The sequence below is a fragment of the Sinorhizobium sp. Y406 genome (genome assembly GCF_058732025.1).
Window position 1 is genome coordinate 2907371 of the sequence record NZ_CM178974.1, and the last position, 20130, is coordinate 2927500.

General features: G+C 63.1%; 8 protein-coding genes, 1 tRNA gene and 2 rRNA genes (1 of these 11 running past the window's edge). 6 read left to right on the forward strand and 5 right to left on the reverse strand.

The window, feature by feature from the left end; translation table 11 throughout:
- Positions 1-122: 122 nt before the first annotated feature.
- From AC4P1R_RS13840 to AC4P1R_RS13850, 3 genes are all read left to right on the forward strand, one after another.
- A complete protein-coding gene (locus AC4P1R_RS13840; protein WP_492177109.1) occupies positions 123-1838 on the forward strand; it encodes a type I secretion system permease/ATPase in 1716 nt (571 codons plus the stop codon).
- A gap of 16 nt (positions 1839-1854) precedes the next feature.
- Positions 1855-3309 (forward strand): HlyD family type I secretion periplasmic adaptor subunit, encoded by a 1455-nt coding sequence (locus tag AC4P1R_RS13845; RefSeq protein ID WP_492177110.1) that lies wholly within the window; start codon positions 1855-1857, stop codon positions 3307-3309.
- A 116-nt stretch (positions 3310-3425) separates the two neighbouring features.
- Positions 3426-3695: a transposase gene (locus AC4P1R_RS13850; RefSeq protein ID WP_069458991.1), complete on the forward strand. Its 270-nt coding sequence runs from the start codon at positions 3426-3428 to the stop codon at positions 3693-3695.
- On the opposite strand, the gene AC4P1R_RS13855 is transcribed toward AC4P1R_RS13850, so the two are convergent.
- Positions 3664-4431, reverse strand: coding sequence for a LuxR C-terminal-related transcriptional regulator (locus tag AC4P1R_RS13855; RefSeq protein WP_069458990.1), 768 nt, complete (start codon positions 4429-4431; stop codon positions 3664-3666). The two genes, AC4P1R_RS13850 and AC4P1R_RS13855, sit on opposite strands and share 32 nt — an antisense overlap.
- Before the next feature lie 554 nt (positions 4432-4985).
- On the opposite strand from AC4P1R_RS13855, the gene AC4P1R_RS13860 reads away from it, so the two are divergent.
- The 3 genes from AC4P1R_RS13860 to glf all read left to right on the forward strand — a co-directional run bounded on the left by AC4P1R_RS13860 (position 4986) and on the right by glf (position 10914).
- On the forward strand, positions 4986-7547 hold the full coding sequence (locus tag AC4P1R_RS13860) for a GcvT family protein (protein ID WP_069458989.1): 2562 nt from the start codon (positions 4986-4988) through the stop codon (positions 7545-7547).
- 137 nt (positions 7548-7684) lie between these two features.
- Positions 7685-9739 carry an O-linked N-acetylglucosamine transferase, SPINDLY family protein gene (locus tag AC4P1R_RS13865; protein WP_069458988.1) on the forward strand — a complete coding sequence of 685 codons (2055 nt, stop codon included), beginning with the start codon at positions 7685-7687 and terminating at the stop codon, positions 9737-9739.
- Positions 9736-10914, forward strand: coding sequence for a UDP-galactopyranose mutase (gene glf, locus AC4P1R_RS13870; protein WP_069458987.1), 1179 nt, complete (start codon positions 9736-9738; stop codon positions 10912-10914). The genes AC4P1R_RS13865 and glf overlap by 4 nt, the downstream gene beginning before the upstream one ends.
- Here the strand turns inward: glf and AC4P1R_RS13875 are convergent.
- From AC4P1R_RS13875 to AC4P1R_RS13890, 4 genes are all read right to left on the reverse strand, one after another.
- A complete protein-coding gene (locus AC4P1R_RS13875) occupies positions 10911-18218 on the reverse strand; it encodes a beta strand repeat-containing protein (RefSeq protein WP_492177111.1) in 7308 nt (2435 codons plus the stop codon). The genes glf and AC4P1R_RS13875 overlap by 4 nt on opposite strands.
- A gap of 295 nt (positions 18219-18513) precedes the next feature.
- A tRNA-Met gene (locus AC4P1R_RS13880) sits at positions 18514-18590 on the reverse strand.
- Between the two features lie 222 nt (positions 18591-18812).
- Positions 18813-18927: ribosomal RNA gene (gene rrf / locus AC4P1R_RS13885) — 5S ribosomal RNA — on the reverse strand.
- Positions 18928-19163: 236 nt separating this feature from the next.
- A 23S ribosomal RNA gene (locus AC4P1R_RS13890) occupies positions 19164-20130 on the reverse strand (it continues 1830 nt past the right edge of the window).

Below are 20130 nucleotides of genomic sequence, written 5' to 3' on the forward strand. Positions count from 1 at the left end.
TGCAGGCGGGCAAGCTCCGTTTCTGCCCTTGAACCGCCCGATGGGTTCGGGTCGGTTCCGGCAAGAGGAACTACGCAGCGGCGAAGCCGGCCGTTCGGTATCGATCACGCCGAGGCCTGAAAATGACGACAAATCCGAAAAGGGCTGAACAGCCCCCGACCCACCTGGCCACCGCCATCAGGGCCTCAGCCGGAGCCTTCTGCCTGGTCTTCCTCTATAGCTGCGGCTACAACCTGTTCCTGCTCGCCCCCTCCATCTACCTCCTGCAGATCTACGATCGCGTCCTGTCGAGCCGCAGCCTCGACACGCTGATCATGCTGACGCTGATCATCGCGGCGGCGGTGGTGGTGGGTTCGCTCCTGGATATCGTACGGCGAGCCGCCCTTTCGCGCATCGGCAGCTGGCTGGATCACCGGTTGCGGCCGGTCGTGCTCACCGCATGTTTCGAATACGGCGCCCGCACCGATGCGGGCCAGGCGAACGAAGGCTACCGGGACCTGTCGACCCTGCGCCAGTTCCTCGATTCCCCGGCCGCCTCGCTGCTCTTCGACATTCCCTGGGCGCCGGTGTTCCTGCTTCTCCTGTTTCTGGTCGACCCGGTGCTCGGCACCATCGGGCTAGTGAGCGCCATCGCCCTCTTACTGCTGGCGATCCTCACCGAGTTCTCGACGCGGCAGCCGCTGGCGCAGGCGAACGCCACGCTCGCCCGCAGCCAGATGCGTTTCGCCAATGCGCTGCGCTATATCCAGGTCATCCGCGCCATGAACATGCAGAACGGTGCGGCCCAGCTCGTCTATCGCGACGCGGAGACGGCGCGGCATGCGCAGGACGACGCGATGCACCGGAGCGAGATCGTCCTCGGCCTGTCCAAGTCCGTCCGCATGCTGGCGCAGATCCTGATGATGGGCGCGGCGACCTGGTTGGTCCTCGAGGAAAGCGGAAACCCGGGAATCATCTTCGTGTCGAGCCTGCTTCTCGGGCGGGGGCTCGCGCCGGTCGAAGGCGCGATCGGCGCGTGGCGCGCCGTCGCCTTTGCCTGCACCGCCTTCAATCGCCTGAACCGCCTGCTGATCGCCGTCGCCTCGCAGGCCAATCGGCGCACGGTGCCGATGCACGAGGCGAGCGGGCTCTTGCTCGACGGCGTCGGCTATGTGCTGGCGTCCGACAATCGCCAGGTCCTGGGCGGCGTCAGCATGCGGCTCGTTCCCGGCGACTGCGTTGCACTGATCGGCCCGTCGGGGTCCGGAAAATCAACACTTGGCCGCATCATCGCGGGCGTCCAGCCGGCGACGTCGGGCTGCGCGCTCCTCGGCGGCGTCGATATCTCGGCCCTGCCGTTCTTCGGCGGCACGCGCCATGTCGGCTACCTGCCGCAGGACATCGAGCTCATCGGCGGCGCGATCAAGGATGTCATCGGCCGGCTCGACGGGACCGACTTCGGCAAGGTCGTCCAGGCGGCCAAGCTCGTCGGTTTGCATGAAAGCATCATCAGGCTGCCGCGGGGCTACGACACGGATGTCGGCGATGGCGGCGCCTTGCTGCTGCGCGCCGAACGCCAGCAGCTGGGCCTGGCGCGGGCGGTCTACGGCAACCCCGCGCTCGTCGTGCTGGACGACCCGAATTCGAGCCTCGATTACGAGGGCGAGCGGCGATTGTTCACGGCGATCGCCCGCATGCGCTCGCTGCGGATGATGGTCGTCGTCATTACCCACCGCATGGGCATCCTGCCGATAACGAACAAGATCGCGATCATGCGCAACGGCACGATCGAGGCCTTCGGCGACAGCGACCATATCTTCGATACCTATCTTCAACCACCCGCCCGGACGGGCAGCTAGGAAGGAGGCCGGCCCCATGCGACTTGCCAGGATCGAACCCTCCTTCGACCGGACCCCTTCTTTCGACCGAGTTCAGGGACCGGAGATCGAGGGCCATGTCTGCCCGCCAGACGGGTCCGCCCGCCCGGCGCCCGCCTCGCCTCCCGCTGCCCGTGCCGCCTTGACGCTGGCGGACGCATCGCCGCGGTCGAGGCTTCGCCGGGTTACCTTGGCGGGAAACCTGCTGATCGCCGTCTTCGTCGTCGGCCTGGGGGCGTGGTCCGCCTTTGCGCCGCTGAGCAGCGCGGCGATCGCCTCGGGCGTCGTCGAAACGGAAAACAACCGCAAGACCATCCAGCACCTCGAGGGCGGCATCGTCAGGCGGATTCTCGTCCAGAACGGCGACGCCGTCGTCGCGGGCCAGGTCCTGGTCGAGCTCGACGACACGAAAGCGCGCGCCGAGCGCGACAGCCTGCGCTGGCAATTATGGGATGCGCGGGCGCGGCGCGCCCGGCTGATCGCCGAGCAGCACGGAACGGACAGCATCATCTATCCGCCCGAATTCCCGGAACTCGCGGTCAAGTACCGTGCGATCGACGAGATCCTCGCCGGGCAGCAGCGCATCTTCGAGGCGCGCCGGCAGGTCATGCGCTCGGAGATCGCGATCACGCAGCAGAAGATCAAGCAGGTGCTGGAGGAGGTGGCGGGGCTGAGCGCCCAGAAGGCTGCCTTGATCGAGAGGATCGACATCTCCCGCCGTGAGTTCAAGACCGCCTCGGAACTCTCCGCCAAGGGCCTGGAAAGAATAAGCCGGGTTCTCATGCTGGAACGTGAAAAGGCGGATATCGGCGGCCAGCTGGGCGATGTCGCAGCGCGTATTTCGCGCGCCCATCAGGTCATCAGCGAGGCACAGGCCTATCTCGTCAAGCTGCGCAGCGACCGCTTGAACGAAGTCGCGCTCAGCCTCCGCGACACTGAGAACCAGCTCCTGCAGACGCGCGAGCGATTGCGCGCGATCGACGACCAGCTGGCGAGAACCGAGATCCGCGCGCCCGAAGACGGCGTGATCATGGACCTGCGCACCCACACGGCCGGCGGCGTGATCGGCGCCGGCGAACCGCTCGCGGAGCTCGTGCCGCGTGCGGCCCGGCTGGTCGTCGCGGCGCGGATAAAGCCGGAAGATATAAACCAGGTGCATCCGGGACTCGAGGCACAGGTGCATCTGATCCCCTACGACCAGCGGCGGGTTCCCCGCCTGAAGGGACAGGTCGAATACGTCTCTGCAGATCATCTGATCGACCGGCTGAGCGGGCATTCCTATTACGCAGCGACCATCCGTGTGACGGATGAAAGACTGGCGCATATGCCCGATGTGAAGATGGTTCCCGGCATGCCGGTGCAGGCAATGATAATAACGGGCAAGAGCAGCGTCGCCTTGTATGCATTGCAGCCGCTCCTGGACAGCTTCAACAGGGCGTTTCGTGAGAATTGATGTATGCCCTGATCGGCCACGGCGCCGCGCGTTTTATCGAACGCGCAAAGGCCGCCGTAGCACTTTGAAATGCTGCATGTCTTTGTCCTTGAATCGAGGTCGAAGGACGACCGCAAATGGGCAAGCGAAAATTCAACGACGAAGAAGTCAGGGAAATCCTGGAGGAGCATCAGGCCGGCGCGACCGTATCGGAAGTGTGCCACCGGCATGGCATCAGCCAACCGACCTTCTACCGCTGGCAGTCGTCGCAATTGAAAGGCTCGGAGTTCGACGCCAGGCGCATGAAGGCGCTCGAGCAGGAGAATCAAAAGCTCAAGAAATTGCTCGCCGAGGCCATGCTGACCGCGGCGACCCTCAGCGAGATGCTCGAAAAGACGTCGCGCTGACAGCTCTCCTTGCGGCCGGGATCCGGCCATTGCCGCTGCCGTTTCGCCCGCCCAGGAGCGCCACCACCTCCGTCCGGTTCTGAACCTGCAGCTTTCGCATGATGTGCTGCAAATGCATCTTCACGGTGTGATCGGAGAGGTTAAGCTTGCCCGCAATGACCTTGTTCGACGAGCCGCATCTGAGTTCGGCCAGAACGTCGGCCTCGCGCGGCGTGAAATCGGCCAATCCATCGCATTGGCCGCCCGCTTGCGGCTCTCCGCCAATCTCGTCGCTCGCAGCGGCGCCATCCTTGATCGCCCCCAGCGGATCCGGACAGAAGATGCCACCGGCGAGCACCAGCCGCAAACCGGCAAGCGCGAGCTCGATCCTGAGCGACGGGGTGAAAAAACCGCGAACACCCAGTTTCAGGATCTGGGCGGCCGTCGTCAGGTCGTCCGTGTCCGCCAGCACGGCAATCGGTGCATCGGCAAAGCGTTCGCGGATGTCGGCAAGCTCGCCGCGCAAGCTGAGGCTGCCGACCCCTCTTCCGGCGAGATCCAGCGTGACCAGGCGGACGTCCAGCCCGGTGGCCTGGTCAAGACTCGCGGTCGAGATCATGTCGACGAAGTGCCAGCCGGCGAGTTCACGCTCGAGAAGCCTCACGATGACGGTGCGCGTGAGTGTATCATGCTGGATGACGATTCCGGTCGGTGCACTGCGGCCGTGGCGACGCGCCGTTCCTGAACTGATAGACACGAGTCAACCCCCCAGGATTCTCTGCAACCAGATTAGCGCTGCATAGCCTATGCGTGTTCTTACATCCTGTCATGAAACAATCAGGATTAATCCCGTCGAAGTAAGGTTATAATAAAGCAATGCAAAACAGTAATATAGCTGAGACTCGGCCTCACCGCGATCAGATCCTGTAACATATATTGAGCGAGAGTTTTCACTGTTTATTGCAAAGTCGGAGGAAGCGCGGCCGAGGCGCAGAACGCAACCGCTCACCGGCGGCATTGAGCCCTCAAGCGCCTTTCGCGCCGCAACGTCCTCGGTGCCACTTTCGTATTCATGAGCCGCATCCGAGGGCGCCATCTCCGACGTCCAGGCTCGTGAACAGTTGAAATACGAACGAGAGGGGTCCGCATCGTAGGACCCCTCCCCCTTGTGGGGAGGGGTTAGGGAGGGGTACGACTGGGAGGGGAGCGCCCGGTCTGGTCGTGCAGCAGGATGATAATGTCGTAGACAGGCTCAAATGGCGTCGCTGCACACTCTAATATCCCGCCAAACACCAACTAGGGTCGCATTCCATGGCAGAGTTTCCTGAAAAGGCGAAGGTCGTAATCGTAGGTCTGGGTGGCATCGTCGGCGCGTCGATCGCCCATCACCTGATCGAGCGTGGATGGGACGACATCGTCGGCATCGACAAGTCCGGCATTCCCACCGATATCGGCTCGACGGCGCATGCCTCGGACTTCTGCTACACGACGAGCCACGACTTTCTTTCGGTTTGGACGACCCAGTATTCGATCGACTTCTTCGAGAAGATGGGCCACTACGCCCGCATCGGCGGTCTGGAAGTCGCACGCACCGGCGACGAGACCTGGATGGAGGAGATCAAGCGCAAGCTTTCCTCCGCCAAGGCCTTCGGCACCCGCGCGCACTATGTCTCGCCGGCCGAAATCAAGAAGATGTTCCCGCTGATCGAGGAAGATCAGGTGATGGGCGGCATGTTCGATCCGGATGCCGGCCTCGTCGTCCCGCGCTCGCAGACGGTTGCCGGCAAGCTGGTCGATGCGGCGGAAAAGTCCGGCAAGCTCAAGGTCTTCGGCAATACGCCGGCAACCTCGCTCCTGGTCGAGAACGGCCGCATCAAGGGCGTCGTCACGCATCGCGGCACGATCATGGCTGACCATGTCGTCGTCTGCGCCGGCATCTGGGGCCGCCTGATCGCCGAAATGGTCGGCGAAGACCTGCCGGTCATGCCGGTCGACCATCCGCTCACCTTCTTCGGCCCGTACAACGAATTCGAAGGCACCGGCAAGGAAATCGGCTTCCCGCTGCTGCGCGACCAGGGCAACTCGGCCTATATGCGCGACACCGGCGACCCGAAGACCACCGAAGGCGGCCAGATCGAATGGGGCTATTACGAGGCCAACAATCCGCGCCTCTGCCATCCGCGCGACATTCTCGAAAAGCACGAGGCGCGCCTGTCGCCCTCGCAGCGCGACCTCGAGATGGAGCAGATCATCGAGCCGCTCGAGCGCGCCATGGAACTGACGCCGATCCTCGGCGAGCTTGGCTATAACGAGGGCCACTCCTTCAACGGCCTCTTGCAGGTATCGGCCGCCGGCGGCCCCTCCTGCGGCGAGAGCCAGAAGGTGCGGGGCTTGTGGTACTGCGTCGCCATCTGGGTGAAGGACGGCCCCGGCTACGGCAAGCTGATCGCCGACTGGATGACGGACGGGCGCACCGAGATCGACCATGCCTCGATCGACTACGCCCGCTTCTACCCGCACCAGCTCGAAGAAAAGTACATCGAGGAGCGCTGCTTCGAGTCGGCGCAGAAGATCTACTTCCCGGCGGTGCATCCGCGCGAGCCCTATGCGGGCGGCCGCAACGTCAAGCGCTCGCCCTTCTACGAGCGCGAGAAGGAGCTCGGCGGCCACTTCATGGAACTCGGCGGCTGGGAGCGCGCGCACGGCTATGCCGCCAACGAGCACCTCCTGGAGAAATACGGCGACAGGGTGCCGGTGCGCGAGAACGAATGGGACAGCCGCCATTTCTGGCGCGTTTCCAACGCCGAACATCTGGCGATGAGCGAGGATTGCGGCATCGTCAACCTCTCGCACTTCCACATGGTCGACATCGAAGGTCCGGACCATGTCGAGCTTCTCGAATGGCTTTGCGCCGCCAAGATCGGCGGAGACGGCAATATCGGCAAGGGCATCTACACCCACTTCCTCGACGACGAGGGCATGGTGCGGGCCGACTTCACCGTCTTCCGCATGGCCGACCGCTGCCGTCTCGTCAACGGCGCCGATGCCGGCCCGCGCGACTTCCACTACATGCGCCGCGTCGCCGAAGACCGAGGCCTCGACGTCACCATCACCGATGTTTCGGAGAAGTTCATCACCATCGGCATCTGGGGCCCGAATGCCCGCGAGACGCTGAAGAAGGTGGTTGCCGATCCGGCCGGCCTCGACGCCCAGAACTTCCCCTTCGCAGCGATCAAGCAGATCGAGATCGCCGGCAAGCCGGTCTCCGCCTTCCGCATCTCCTATGTCGGCGAACAGGGCTGGGAACTGCACATGAAATACGAGGATGGCCTTGCCGTCTGGGACGCGCTGCGCGCCACGGGGGTCATGGCCTTCGGCGTCGAGACCTATGCCAACTCGCGCCGCATGGAAAAGAGCCTGCGCCTGCAGAACGCGGATCTTCTCACCCAGTACAACCTCATCGAGGCCGATCTTGCCCGTCCGAAGGTCAAGGAAGCGGACTTCCGCGGCAAGGCGAAGCATCTGGAGTACAAGGCGCGCGAGCACCAGCCCGCCATGCTCTGCACGCTCGTCATGTTGGAGAACACCGACAGGAACGGCGTGAAACGCTACCCGGTCGGCAACCTGCCGGTCATGGACCCGGAAACCGGTGAGGTGCTGGTCGACGAACTCGGCCGCCGCTCCTACACGACCTCCATCGCCTTCGGCCCGACGATCGGCAAGAACATCGCGCTGGCCTACCTGCCCTGGGCCTATTGCCAGGAGGGCCGCAAGCTGAACGTTGAGTATTTCGCCGAAACCTACCCGGTCGAAGTCGCCGGCGTCGGTTACAAGCCGCTCTACGACCCTGAAAACCTGAAGCCGCGCAGCTGACCGTCTGTTCGGTTCCTTACGTCACCGCGCCGCGCGTCTTTTCAGACGCGCGGCGTTGTCGTTAGGACCGCAAATTATCCCGTGGAAATCCGTGGCGAAGAGTTGCGGCTCCGGCTGCCAGACCGTCAATTCTCGACATGTCTACAGCCCCGAATCATGCATCGGCCCCTCTTGCGCCTCTCGCGTCGGTGCTGGACTTCGCCCGCACCCAGCGCCTGTCCCTGACGGACCTGCTCCAGCATGCGGAAGCGCGCAGCGGCGCCGGGAACCCGGTCGAGGCAGCCGAGATCTACAAGGTCTGGATCGCGTACAACGACACACACCCTTTCCTGCACCTCGTCTATTTCAACTATTCCGTCACGCTTCGTCAGCTCGGCGACATAGCGGGGTCGATCCACGCGCTCAGGGCCTGCTTGAAACTCGATCCGCGCTTCGCCCAGGCCCATATCAACCTCGGCCGCGCCTTCGAAGACAGCGGGCTCGCCACGCAAGCCATTCAGCAATGGCGCAGCCTCGTCGAGTTAACGGCGGAGAGCACGGCCGAACGGGTGGCGCATCGCCTGATGGCGCTTCAGCACATCGGCCGCGTCATGGAGAATGCCGGCCTGCTGGAAGAGGCGGAGACCGCCCTGTGGCAGGCAATCGAATTGCGGCCGGACAAGACCGAGGCCGGCCAGCATTGGAGCGCTCTCAGGCAGCGCCAATGCAAATGGCCGGTCCTGGTGCCGTCGGAGCATGCTTCCATGCGGCAGCTTCTCGACGCCATGTCGCCGCTGGCGCTTGCCTGCTATTCCGACGATCCGCTGTTCCAGCTCGCCAAGGCCTGCCGCTACAACAAGTCCTTCGTCGGACGTCCCGACTTGAGCGGCTTCTCCCGCAGGATGCCGAAGCGGAAGACGGGAACCGGCGAGCGCCTTCGCGTCGGCTATGTTTCCTCGGATCTGCGCGACCATGCGGTCGGCTTCGCGCTCAGGGAAGTGCTGGAACTGCACGACAAGAAGAGCGTCGAGATCTATGCCTATTATTGCGGCGATCCGGTTTCGAACGACGCAACGCAGACGCGGATGAAGAACGCCGTCGACTGCTGGCGCGACATCGCTCAGCTCAGCGACGCGGACGCGGCGAGGCAGATCACCGCCGACGACGTCGATATTCTCGTCGACGTCAACGGCTACACCAAGCACGCGAGAACGAAGATCTTCGCCTATCGTCCGGCGCCGGTCATCGTCAATTTCTGCGGCTATCCGGGGTCTATGGGCAGCCCCTTCCATCAGTATATGATCGCGGACGAGCGCATCGTCCCGCCCGAAAACGAGATCTACTACTCCGAGAAAGTGCTGCGCATTCCATGCAGCCAGCCCGTCGACCGCAAACGGGTGATCGCAGACGAGCCGTCACGGGCGGAAGCGGGGCTGCCGGAGGACGTCTTCGTCTTCGCCTGCTTCAACGGCATGCAGAAGATCACCGAACCCACCTTCGCCCATTGGATGACGATCCTGAAGGCGGCGCCCGCCAGCGTGCTCTGGCTGCTCACCGGAGGCGACGCCGTGGATCAGCGCCTGCGTCAGACGGCGGAGAAGGCCGGTGTCGCGCCCGACAGGCTCATTTTCGCGCCCAAGGCGCCGAATGCAAGGCATCTCGCCCGGATCGCACTCGCCGATCTCTTCCTCGACACCTTCCCCTACGGCGCCCACTCGACGGCGGCCGATGCGCTGACCATGGGACTACCCGTCCTGACATTCCCCGGCAAGAGCTTCGCGGCACGCTTCTGCCATAGCATCGTTGCCGCCGCCGGCATTCCGGAACTGATTTGCAGCGGTCCGGAACACTATGTGGAAAAGGCGATTGCCCTTGCGAAAGCGCCCGCGGAGCTCGCAACGATCCGCGAGGCGCTGCAGGCCGGACGCGAGACGAGCGTGCTCCGCGACATTCCTGCTCTTGCCCGCAGGCTCGAAGAGCTGTTCTGGCAGATGCAGGCTGAATGCGAGCGCGGCGAGACACCGGTGCCGGACCTCAGCAATCTCGACCTCTATTACGAGATCGGGGCCGAATGCGTGGAGGGCAACATCGCATTCTCGGACGATCGGACCTATCGCCAGCGCTATCTGGAGAAGCTGACAGCCTTGAACGCCTACGCTCCGATTCCCGCCGACAACCGCCTCTGGACGGCAGAGACCGTTTCCGCGACATGATAAAGCTAAAGAGCGGGAAAATTGCAGTGGTCGGCGCCGGACTTTCGGGTGCGGTGATCGGGCGCGAACTCGCCGAAGCGGGGCACCAGGTCGAAGTCTTCGATACGCGCGACCACATCGCCGGCAATTGCCACACCGAACGCGACAAGGAAACGGGGGTGATGGTCCATGTCTATGGACCGCACATCTTTCACACGGATGACCGCGAAGTCTGGGACTATGTGAACCGCTTCGAGCGATTCATGCCCTACAGAAATCGCGTCAAGACGACGAGCAAGGGGCAGGTCTATTCCCTGCCTATCAACCTGCACACGATCAATCAGTTTTTTGGCAAGTCCTTACGGCCGGACGAGGCGCGCGCCTTCATCGAAGAACAGTCCGACACGACGATCGCAGATCCGAAGACGTTCGAGGAACAGGCACTGCGCTTCATCGGCCGGGAGCTCTATCAGGCGTTCTTCGAGGGATATACCGAGAAACAATGGGGCTGCTCCCCGGCCGAGCTGCCCGCTTCCATCCTGAAGCGGCTTCCGGTGCGCTTCAATTACGACGACAACTACTTCTTTCACACCTATCAGGGCATGCCGGAAAACGGCTATACCGTAATGGTCGGGCGAATTCTTGATCATCCGAACATCACGGTTCATCTCCAGACGCGCTTCCATCGAGACTGGAGCGGTGACTTCACGCAGACGTTCTATTCCGGCCCGCTCGACGGCTATTTCGACTATGAATACGGGCGCCTGGGATACCGCACGCTGGATTTCGAGCGCTTCACCTATGAAGGCGACTACCAGGGTTGCGCCGTCATGAACTACGGGGACGCTTCGGTCCCCTATACGCGTATCACCGAGCACAAGCACTTTTCGCCATGGGAAGAGCATTCCGGTTCGGTCTGCTATCGCGAATACGCGCGCGCCTGCGGCCCGGATGACATCCCCTACTATCCGATCCGCCTGGTCGAGGATAAAACACAACTCGCGCAATATCTCGCGCGGGCGGCTCAGGAACCCTTCGTCACCTTTGTCGGCCGCCTTGGAACATACCGCTATCTCGACATGGACGTGACCATCCGCGAGGCGCTGGACGCGGCGCGGGACTTCCTGTCCGGCAGCGCCGCGCGCGCGTCTGATCCAAAGCGCCAGGCATCATCCCGTCTGCTGGAATCAACCTAGCCGAGAGCCAGATAGGCCTCGATGACGGCGGCGATCTGATCCGAGTTCAGGGACCCCATCTGCGACTCCATCAGGGCGTTGAGCTGGGCGCTCGTCAGATTGGATATGTCTTCCGTTGAAAGCCCCGCGACACCGGTCGAACTGAACGACCTGACATCTTCCGTCGAGAAGGTGGCGAGATCCTCCGTGGTCAACGCCGCGACCTGCGCCGACGTCAGAGCGCCGACCTGCCCCGGCGTCAAGGCCTCGGCCTGCGCCGTCGTCAGAGCAGCCATGACTGCGGTTCTCAAGCCGGACACGGCGCTCGTGCTCAAGGCGACGACATGATCGGTGGAGAACTGGGCGATGGCATCCGTACCGAGTGCGGCGGCCTGTATTGCATTCAGAGCGGCGATCTGCGACGTGGACAGCGCCGCGATCTGATCGGTGTTCATCGCCGCCACTTGATTGTAACTCAAGGCCGCAACCTGGCTCGTCGTCAAGGCGGCGATCGCATCGGTGGACAGCGCCGCGACGAAGGTCGTGGACAGCCCCTTTATCGCAGGCGCGCTGATCGCCGCGAGTTCCGCCGTCGAGAAGGTGTTGAGATCCTCCGTGGACAGACCCGCGAGCCCAGCCGAACTCAAGGCGGCAACCTGGCTGGTGGATAGCGCGTCGATCTGCTCCGCGCTCAGCGCCGCGACCTGGATGCTGCTCAGCCCGGCTATGGCGGCCGTGCCCAAAGCCGCAATCTCCGCCGTCGAAAGCCCGGCGATGAAGTCCGTGGTCAGTCCCGAAATGCCTTGCGAACTGATCGCCGCCAGTTCCTCGGCCGAGAAGGTGGCGAGATCGTCTGCGGAGAGCCCCGCAAGCCCATCCGCAGTCAACGCGCCGATCTGAGCGATGGAAAGCGCATCGATCTGATCGGCGCTGAGTGCTGCCACCTGACCGCTGGTCAGGCCCGCAATACCGGTTGTGCTCAAGGCTGCAATCTGGGCCGTCGAGAGAGCCGCTATGTCATCGGTGCCGAGAACCGCTACCTGATTGGAGCCGAGGGCGGCGATCTGCGCCGTGGTCAGGGCCTCGATCTGGTCGATGTTCAAGGCCGTGATTTGGCCGGTGGAAAGGCCAGAGACGCCAGCCGTGCCCAGGGCGGCGATCTGCTCGGTCGAGAGCGCGGCGATCGTGCTCGTCGACAGGCCCGTTATGGCGCTTGCACTGATCGCCGCGATCTTCGCGGTCGAGAACGTCTCCAGGTCGTCAATGCCGAGCGCAGCTATCTGCTTCGAACTCAGCGCCGCCACCTGGCGAGACGTCAGGGCGTCGACCTGGTCAGTGCTCAAAGCTGCGATCTGCGCGGTGGAAAGACCTGCGATGCCGCCCGTGCCGAAAGCGGCGATCTGCTCGGTCGACAGTGCGGCGATCGTGTTCGTCGACAGGCCCGATATGGCGCTCGAACTGATCGCCGCGATATCGGCGGTCGAGAATGACTCCAGATCGTCCAGTCCAAGCGCAGCAATCTGCATCGAGGTCAACGCCGCAACCTGAAGGGAGGTCAAGGCTTCGACGTGGTCGACGCTCAAGGCCGCCAGCTGGTCGGTGGAAAGGCCGGCAATTCCGGCCGTCCCCAGGGCCGCGATCTGACTTGTCGAAAGGGCTGCCAAGCCGGCCGTGCTGAGGGCCGCAACCTGCTTCGAGCCGAGCGCGCCCACTTGCGCCGCGGTCAGCGCCTCGACCTGACCGGTGGTCAAGGCGGCGATCTGGCCGGCGGAAAGCCCCGCAATGCCGGCCGCGCTCAAGGCAGCGATCTGCTCCGCCGATAGCGCGGCAACCGTACCGGTGGACAGGCCTGATATCGCGCTGGAACTGATCGCCGCCATGTCTGCGGTCGAGAAGAGCTCCAGATCGTCCACGTCCAAGGCCGCAATCTGGGTCGCACTCAACACTGCCACCTGGACAGAGGTCAGAGCCTCGATCTGAGCGGCGCTGAGGACAGCGATCTGGTCGGTGGAAAGACCCTTGATACCCGTTGTGCCCAGGGCGGCGATCTGGCTCGCCGACAGGGCCGCAATACCGCCAGTGCCCAGAGCCGCGACCTGTTTGGAGCCAAGGGCGCCGGCCTGCCTCGTCGACAGGGCTTCGATCTGCTCGGTGGCCAAGGCAGCGATCTGGACGGTCGATAGGCCGGCGATACCCGACGTGCTCAGGGCGGCGATCGTCTTGGTCGAGAGGACTGCAATCGTCGCCGTGGAAAGGCCCGCCACGGCACTCGAACCGAGTGCCGCAATCTCGGCGGTCGTGAACGCCTCCAGATCGTCCGGTCCGAGGGCGGCAACCTGGGTGGAGGTCAGTGCACCCACCTGAAGCGTGGTCAAGGCCTCGATCTGGTCGCCGGTCAGGGCAACGATCTGCGTCGAGGTCAATCCCGCGATGCCCGCCGTGCTCAAGTTGGCGATCTGGGCGGTCGAGAGCGCCGCCACGCCGTCGGTGCCAAGCGCCATGACCTGTTTTGAACTCAAAGCGTTGACCTGGCTCGTCGACAAAGCCTGGATCTGCGCACTGGTCAGCGTATGGATCTGGCTTGTGGACAGGCCGGCGATGGCCGCCGCGTTCAAGGCGCCGATCTTATCCGTCGAGAGGGCGGCGATCGTGTCCGTCGACAGTCCGGCCACGGCGTTTGAACCGATTGCCGCGATTTCGGCGGTCGAGAAGGTCGCTATGTCGTCCGTGCTCAGGGCGGCGATCTGCTTGGCGCTGAGAATGCCGATCTGAGCGGTCGTCAGCGCCTCGATCTGGGCATTGGTCATCGCGGCGATCTGCGTGGTCGTCAATCCCGCTATGGCTGCCGTGCTCAAGGTGGCGACCTGGTCCGTCGTGAGAGCCGCCATGTTGTCCGTGCCGAGCGAGGAGACGGAACCGAGGGCGCCGATCTGGGCGGCGGTCAAGGCCGCCAGTTGATCGGTGCTCAAGGCTGCGATCTGCTTCGTGGTCAGCCCGGCAATGGCCGCGGTGCTCACTGCGGCGACCTGATCAGTCGAAAGGGCTGCCACAGCGGCGGTGGTGAGGCCGGATATGGCATCTGCGCCGATCGCCGCAATGTCGTTGGTGGAGAAGGTCGCTATGTCATCACTGCCGAGGGCGGCAAGCTGCACGGCACTGAGCACACCGACCTGCGCGGTGTACAGGGCCTCGGCTTGGCCAGTGCTCAGGGCAGCGATCTGCCGGGTGGACAGGCCCGCAATGCCGGCTGCGCTGAGCGCTTCGATCTGTTCCCTGGTGAGGGCGCCCACGACCGCTGTGGTCAATCCCGCCATCGCGCTCGATCCGATGGCCGCAATGTCCTTGAGCGAGAAGGTTGCGATATCGTCCGCTTCAAGCACCGCAAGCTGCGCAGAACTGAGCGCGGCGACCTGGGTCGGGGTCAGTGCCTCGACTTGGTCGCTGCTCAGGGCCACGATCTGACCCGTGGAGAGACCCGCAATTCCAGCCATGCTCAGGGCGGCAATCTGGTCCGTCGAGAGGGCCGCTAGATCGCCCGTGCCGAGGGCGCTCACCTGCGCCGAAGTCAATGCAGCAATTTGCGTGACACGCAGGACTGCAATCTGGTCGCTCGTCAATGCGGAAATCTGGGCCGTGGAAAGACCCGCAATGCTGGCCGTGCTCAGGGCGGCAATCTGATCCGGCGAGAGCGCTGCCACGACGGCTGTGGTCAGCCCCGGTATGGCATTCGAACCGATCGCCGCAATGTCCTTCGTCGAAAAGGTAGCTATGACGTCGGCACTGAGGGCCGCGAGTTGCGCGGAGCTGAAAGTGCCGACCTGGACTGGGGTCAAAGCCGCCGCCTGCTCCGTGCTCAGGGCAACGATCTGTTTGGTGGACAGGCCCGCAATGCCGGCGGTGCTCAGGGCGGCGATCTGACCGGTCGAAAGGGCCACGATATCGTCAGTACCGAAGGCCGCAACCTGCGATGACGTGAGCGCCGCCACCTGCTTGGTCGTGAGGGCCGCGACGTGGCCGGTGCCCACCGCCTCAACCTGTTTGGTGGTGAGCCCGGCGATGGCCACCGTGCTCAGGGCAGCGATCTGGTCGGTCGAAAGAGTCGCCAGGACGGTCGTGGTCAATCCCGAAATGGCAGGCGAGCCGATGGCCGCAATGTCCTTCGTCGAGAAAGTTGCAATGTCGTCCGTTTCCAGCACTGCGAGTTGCGTGGAGGTGAGAGCGCCGACTTGGGCCGTGGTCAAGGCCTCCATCTGCGCAGTGCCGAGCGCAACGAGCTGTTTGGTGGTAAGCCCGGCGATGGCGGCCGTGCTCAAGGCGGCGATCCGGTCGGTCGAGAGCGAGGCCAGCACGGTCGTGGTCAGGCCTGATATGGCGCTGGAGCTGATCGCTGCTATCTCACTGGTCGAGAATGTTGCCAGACCGTCCGTTTCCAGCACCGCGAGTTGCGCAGAGCTGAGCGCGGCGACCTGGGTGGAGGTGAAGGCTTCGAGCTGGTCGGTGCTCAGCGCAACGATTTGCTTGGTGGAAAGGCCGGCAATGCCGGCCGTTTTCAGAGCGGCGATCTGGTCGGTCGACAGGACTGCTATATTGGTCGTGCTGAGAGCAGTAACCTGTGTCGAACTCAGCACCGCAACCTGCTTGGTGCTCAGAGCGGCAATTTGGTCAGTGCTGAGTGCGGCGATCTGATCGGTCCCGAGCCCACCGATGCCGGCCACGCTCAGGGCGAGGATCTGGTCGGAGGACAAGCTCGCGACCTTGTCCGTTCCGAGCGCTGCGACTTGCGCGGAACTGAGCACCGAAACCTGCTTGGTCCCGAAAGCGGCAATCTGGCCGTTACTCAATCCATCGATCTGGTCGGTGCTCAGGCCCCTGATGCCGGCCGTGCTCAGAGCCGTGATCTTGTCCGTGGAAAGCGCCGCTATGGCTTCGACGGAAAGACCCCTTATGGCGCTGGAGCCGATCGCCGCGATGTCCGCGGTCGAGAAAGTTGCGATGTCCTCAGCGTCTAGCGCCGCCAACTGTGCCGAGCTGAGAGCGCCGGTCTGCACAGAGGAAAAGGCTTCGACCTGGGCGGTGGACAGGGCCTCGACCTGATCCGTGCTCAGGCCTACGATACCCTTCGTGCTGAGGGCGGCAATCTGGGCGGTGGAAAGGGCCGCAACAGTGTCGGCAGAAAGGCCCGCTATGGCGCTGGAGCCGATCGCCGCGATATCCGCGGTCGAAAAGGCTGCTATATCGTCGGCGGCCAACACCGCGAGCTGGATCGAACTGAGGGCACCCACCTGCGTGGAAGACAGGGCTTCGAGCTGGAGAGTGGACAAGGCCTCGACCTGATCCGTGGTCAAACCGGCAACGCCCTTCGCGCTCAAGGCGGCAATCTGGTCCGTGGACAGGGCAGCGATATTCTCCGTGCTGAAGCCGGCGACCTGAGTCGAACCCAACGTCCTGATTTGTGCCGTGGACAGGGCGGCGGCCTGAAGCGTTGAGAGTACACCGAGCTGCGTGGCCGTCAGGCTCGCGACAGCGCTTGTGCTCAAGGCGGCGACCTGATCGGCCGAAAGTGCGGCGACCGCAGCCGTGGTCAGGCCCGCTACCGCCTTATCACTGATCGCCGCGATATCGGCGGTCGAGAATATTGCAATATCGTCCGTCCCAAGCGCCGCAAGCTGTTTCGAACTGAGCGCCTTTACCTGCGGCGCTGTGAGCGCTTCGGCCTGGCCGGTCGACAGCGTGGCAATCTGCGCTGTCGTCAGGCCCGCGATGGCCTTCGTGGTCAGTGTGGCGATCTGGTCCGTCGTCAGGACCGCGATGTGTCCCGTGCTCAGGGCCGCCACTTGCGTCGCACTCAATGTCCTGACGGTCAGCGCTGTGGCCTGGGCGGTCGATAAGGCGCCTATTTGTGTGGTCGTCAGGCTCGCGATAGCACTGGTGGTCAAAGCGGTAATCTGGTCGGTGGAAAGCGCCGCAATCGCGTCGGTGGTCAGGCCTCCAATGGCTTTGTTGCTGATCGCTGCGATATCGGCGGTGGAGAATGCCGCAATGCCGTCGGTCCCGAGCGCTGCAAGCTGCCTCGAGCTCAGCACCTTCACCTGTGCAACAGACAGCGCCTCGACTTGGGTCGGCGACAGAGCGGCGAGCTGCCCCGTCGTCAGGCCGGAGACGGCTGTCGTGTTGAGGGCAGCGATCTGATCCGTGGAGAGCGCCGCGAGCGCCGCCGTCGTCAGGCCGGCTATCGCTCTATTGGTGATAGCCGCAATATCGACGGTTGAAAACGCCGCGATATCGTCCGTTCCGAATGCGGCAAGTTGTCTTGAGCTCAGTGCCTTCACGTGCAAGGCGGTCAGCGCTTCCGCCTGGCCCGTCGAAAACGCATCGATCTGCGCGGTCGTCAGGCCCGTGACGCCCGTCGTGCTCAGAGCCGCGATCTGATCCGTCGACAGGACCGCGATGTTGTCCGCGCCCAGGGCGGCGACCTGCGCCGGGCTCAACGTCCGGACCTGCGCGATGGACAGAGCCGCCGCCTGTGCGGTCGAAAGAACGCCGATCTGTTTGACCGTCAAACTTGCGACCGCACCCGTGCTCAAGGCGGCCAGCTGATCCGTCGAAAGCGTTGCGACGACCTCGGTGGACAGCCCCCCTACGGCCTTGTTGCTGATTGCAGCAATATCGCCGGTGGAGAGTGTCGCGACGTCATCCGTACCGAGCACTGCAACCTGCCTTGAGCTCAGCGCGCTGACCTGGAAGGACGACAGTGCCTCGATTTGGGCGGTCGACAAGGCCGCGAACTGTGCCGTGGTAAGCCCCGCGACAGCGCTGGTGCTTAATGCGGCAATCTGCTCGGTCGAAAGTGACGCTATGACGTCGGTGGCAAGACCGGACACCGCCTGCCCGCCGATGGATGCGATGTCGGCAGTCGAGAAGGTCGCCAGATCCTCGGCGCTGAGCGCCGAGAACTGCAACGCACTGAGGGCGCCGACCTGAGACGACTGCAAGGCTTCCGCCTGAACCGTCGTCAGCGCCCTGATCTGCGCTGTGGTGAGCCCCGCAACCTGATTCGTGCCCAGGCTTTCTATGTCGTATTTGTCGAGCACGGCCAGTTGATCCAGCGTCAGCCCGACGATGGCGCTGCGTGAAATCGCGGCAAGTTGCTGGTTGCTGAGGACATCGACATCCTCGGTATCAAGGGCCGCGATCTGGGCAGAGGAAAGCACGCTGATCTGCTTCGTGGTGAGCAACGCCACATCTTCCGTGGACCAGGCAGCAACCGCCGCAGTCGAGAGCGCTCTGATCTGACTGGTGCTCAGGGACGAAATGGTCGAGCTCATGCGTGCAAACCCTTGCGGTTCGGACAATCCTGTTCGCCGCCTGTCGCTCCGGAAACCACGCGCGTGTCCACGGTCGAGGCTGACGCAGTCCGCCCTACCGGTTACGACCGGTCGCACGGACTCACCACCTCTAGGAAAGGTGACTTGCCCGAAGCTGATATTGAAACGCTTCGTGGTGACGCGTGTGGAAATTCGTTTTCGGGGGGTGAACCGCAGGAGCGCGCCTGTGCCGTGCCCCGAAACGCAAAAATCCCCGCTGTTTTGGCGGGGATGATGGGAGTGTGTGCTGTTGATCTGGTTGCGGGGGCAGGATTTGAACCTGCGGCCTTCAGGTTATGAGCCTGACGAGCTACCGGGCTGCTCCACCCCGCGTTATGCTTGTCCGGGTTTTCTTGCCCGGTTGTTTGTCTGTTTGCCCGTCCTCGGCCGTTCGGCCTGCGGGCGTTCGGGGCTGCTCCACCCCGCGTTATGGTTCGAATGGTTTGTTTCGCCGTTTTGTCGGCGTGTGAGAGAAGATGTTTTTTGTTTTCGCCGCTGCCTTGTCCTTCACGGCTTTGCCGTGAAGGGGAGCGGCGTTTTTCTTGCGCTTTGCAGACCTGGCAGCGACCTACTCTCCCGCGTCTTGAGACGAAGTACCATCGGCGCTGGGGCGTTTCACGGCCGTGTTCGGAATGGGAACGGGTGCAGCCACCCCGCCAGAACCACCAGGTCGGCAAAGCGCAAGCTTTTGCGCCCTAAGGGCGCAAATTGATTTCGAGAAGCTGGTGAAGCGATTGCTTCGTTTTTTTGAACACGTCTTCGACGGCGCTTGGGGCACTCATCGGAGCTTTAGCTCCGCAAGGCCAAAGGCCGTCGCGCCTTTTGGCGCGCCCTCCCGGAGGCATCCGCGACAGCGGATCGCCGTGAGGGCTAAAAGCTCATCTTCGATGAGCATGAGCAATGGGAACGATCAAGCCGATCGAACGATTAGTACCGGTAAGCTTCATGCGTTGCCGCACTTCCACACCCGGCCTATCAACGTGGTCGTCTTCCACGGTTCTCGAGGGAATACTCGTTTTCAGGTGGGTTTCCCGCTTAGATGCCTTCAGCGGTTATCCCTTCCATATATAGCTACCCTGCTATGCCCTTGGCAGGACAACAGGTCCACCAGAGATATGTCCATCCCGGTCCTCTCGTACTAGGGACAGATCCTGTCAATATTCCTACACCCACGGCAGATAGGGACCGAACTGTCTCACGACGTTCTGAACCCAGCTCACGTACCGCTTTAATTGGCGAACAGCCAAACCCTTGGGACCTGCTCCAGCCCCAGGATGCGATGAGCCGACATCGAGGTGCCAAACAACCCCGTCGATATGGACTCTTGGGGGTCATCAGCCTGTTATCCCCGGCGTACCTTTTATCCGTTGAGCGATGGCCCTTCCACGCGGGACCACCGGATCACTATGACCGACTTTCGTCTCTGCTCGACTTGTCAGTCTCGCAGTCAGGCGGGCTTATGCCATTGCACTCGACGAGCGATTTCCGACCGCTCTGAGCCCACCATCGCGCGCCTCCGTTACTCTTTCGGAGGCGACCGCCCCAGTCAAACTACCCACCATACACTGTCCCGGATCCGGATGACGGACCGCGGTTAGACATCCATGACGATAAGGGTGGTATTTCAAGGATGGCTCCACGAGAACTGGCGTCCCCGCTTCAAAGCCTACCACCTATCCTACACATGCCGACACGAATGCCAGTGTAAAGCTATAGTAAAGGTGCACGGGGTCTTTCCGTCTGACCGCAGGAACCCCGCATCTTCACGGGGAATTCAATTTCACTGAGTCTATGTTGGAGACAGCGGGGAAGTCGTTACGCCATTCGTGCAGGTCGGAACTTACCCGACAAGGAATTTCGCTACCTTAGGACC

What these genes read in the sequence shown, in the direction of transcription:
- AC4P1R_RS13840 (WP_492177109.1), top strand. Translation starts at nt 123, where the DNA reads ATGACGACAAATCCGAAAAGGGCTGAACAGCCCCCGACCCACCTGGCC.
- AC4P1R_RS13845 (WP_492177110.1), top strand. Translation starts at nt 1,855, where the DNA reads ATGCGACTTGCCAGGATCGAACCCTCCTTCGACCGGACCCCTTCTTTC.
- AC4P1R_RS13850 (WP_069458991.1), top strand. Translation starts at nt 3,426, where the DNA reads ATGGGCAAGCGAAAATTCAACGACGAAGAAGTCAGGGAAATCCTGGAG.
- AC4P1R_RS13860 (WP_069458989.1), top strand. Translation starts at nt 4,986, where the DNA reads ATGGCAGAGTTTCCTGAAAAGGCGAAGGTCGTAATCGTAGGTCTGGGT.
- AC4P1R_RS13865 (WP_069458988.1), top strand. Translation starts at nt 7,685, where the DNA reads ATGTCTACAGCCCCGAATCATGCATCGGCCCCTCTTGCGCCTCTCGCG.
- glf (WP_069458987.1), top strand. Translation starts at nt 9,736, where the DNA reads ATGATAAAGCTAAAGAGCGGGAAAATTGCAGTGGTCGGCGCCGGACTT.
- AC4P1R_RS13875 (WP_492177111.1), bottom strand. Translation starts at nt 18,218, where the DNA reads ATGAGCTCGACCATTTCGTCCCTGAGCACCAGTCAGATCAGAGCGCTC.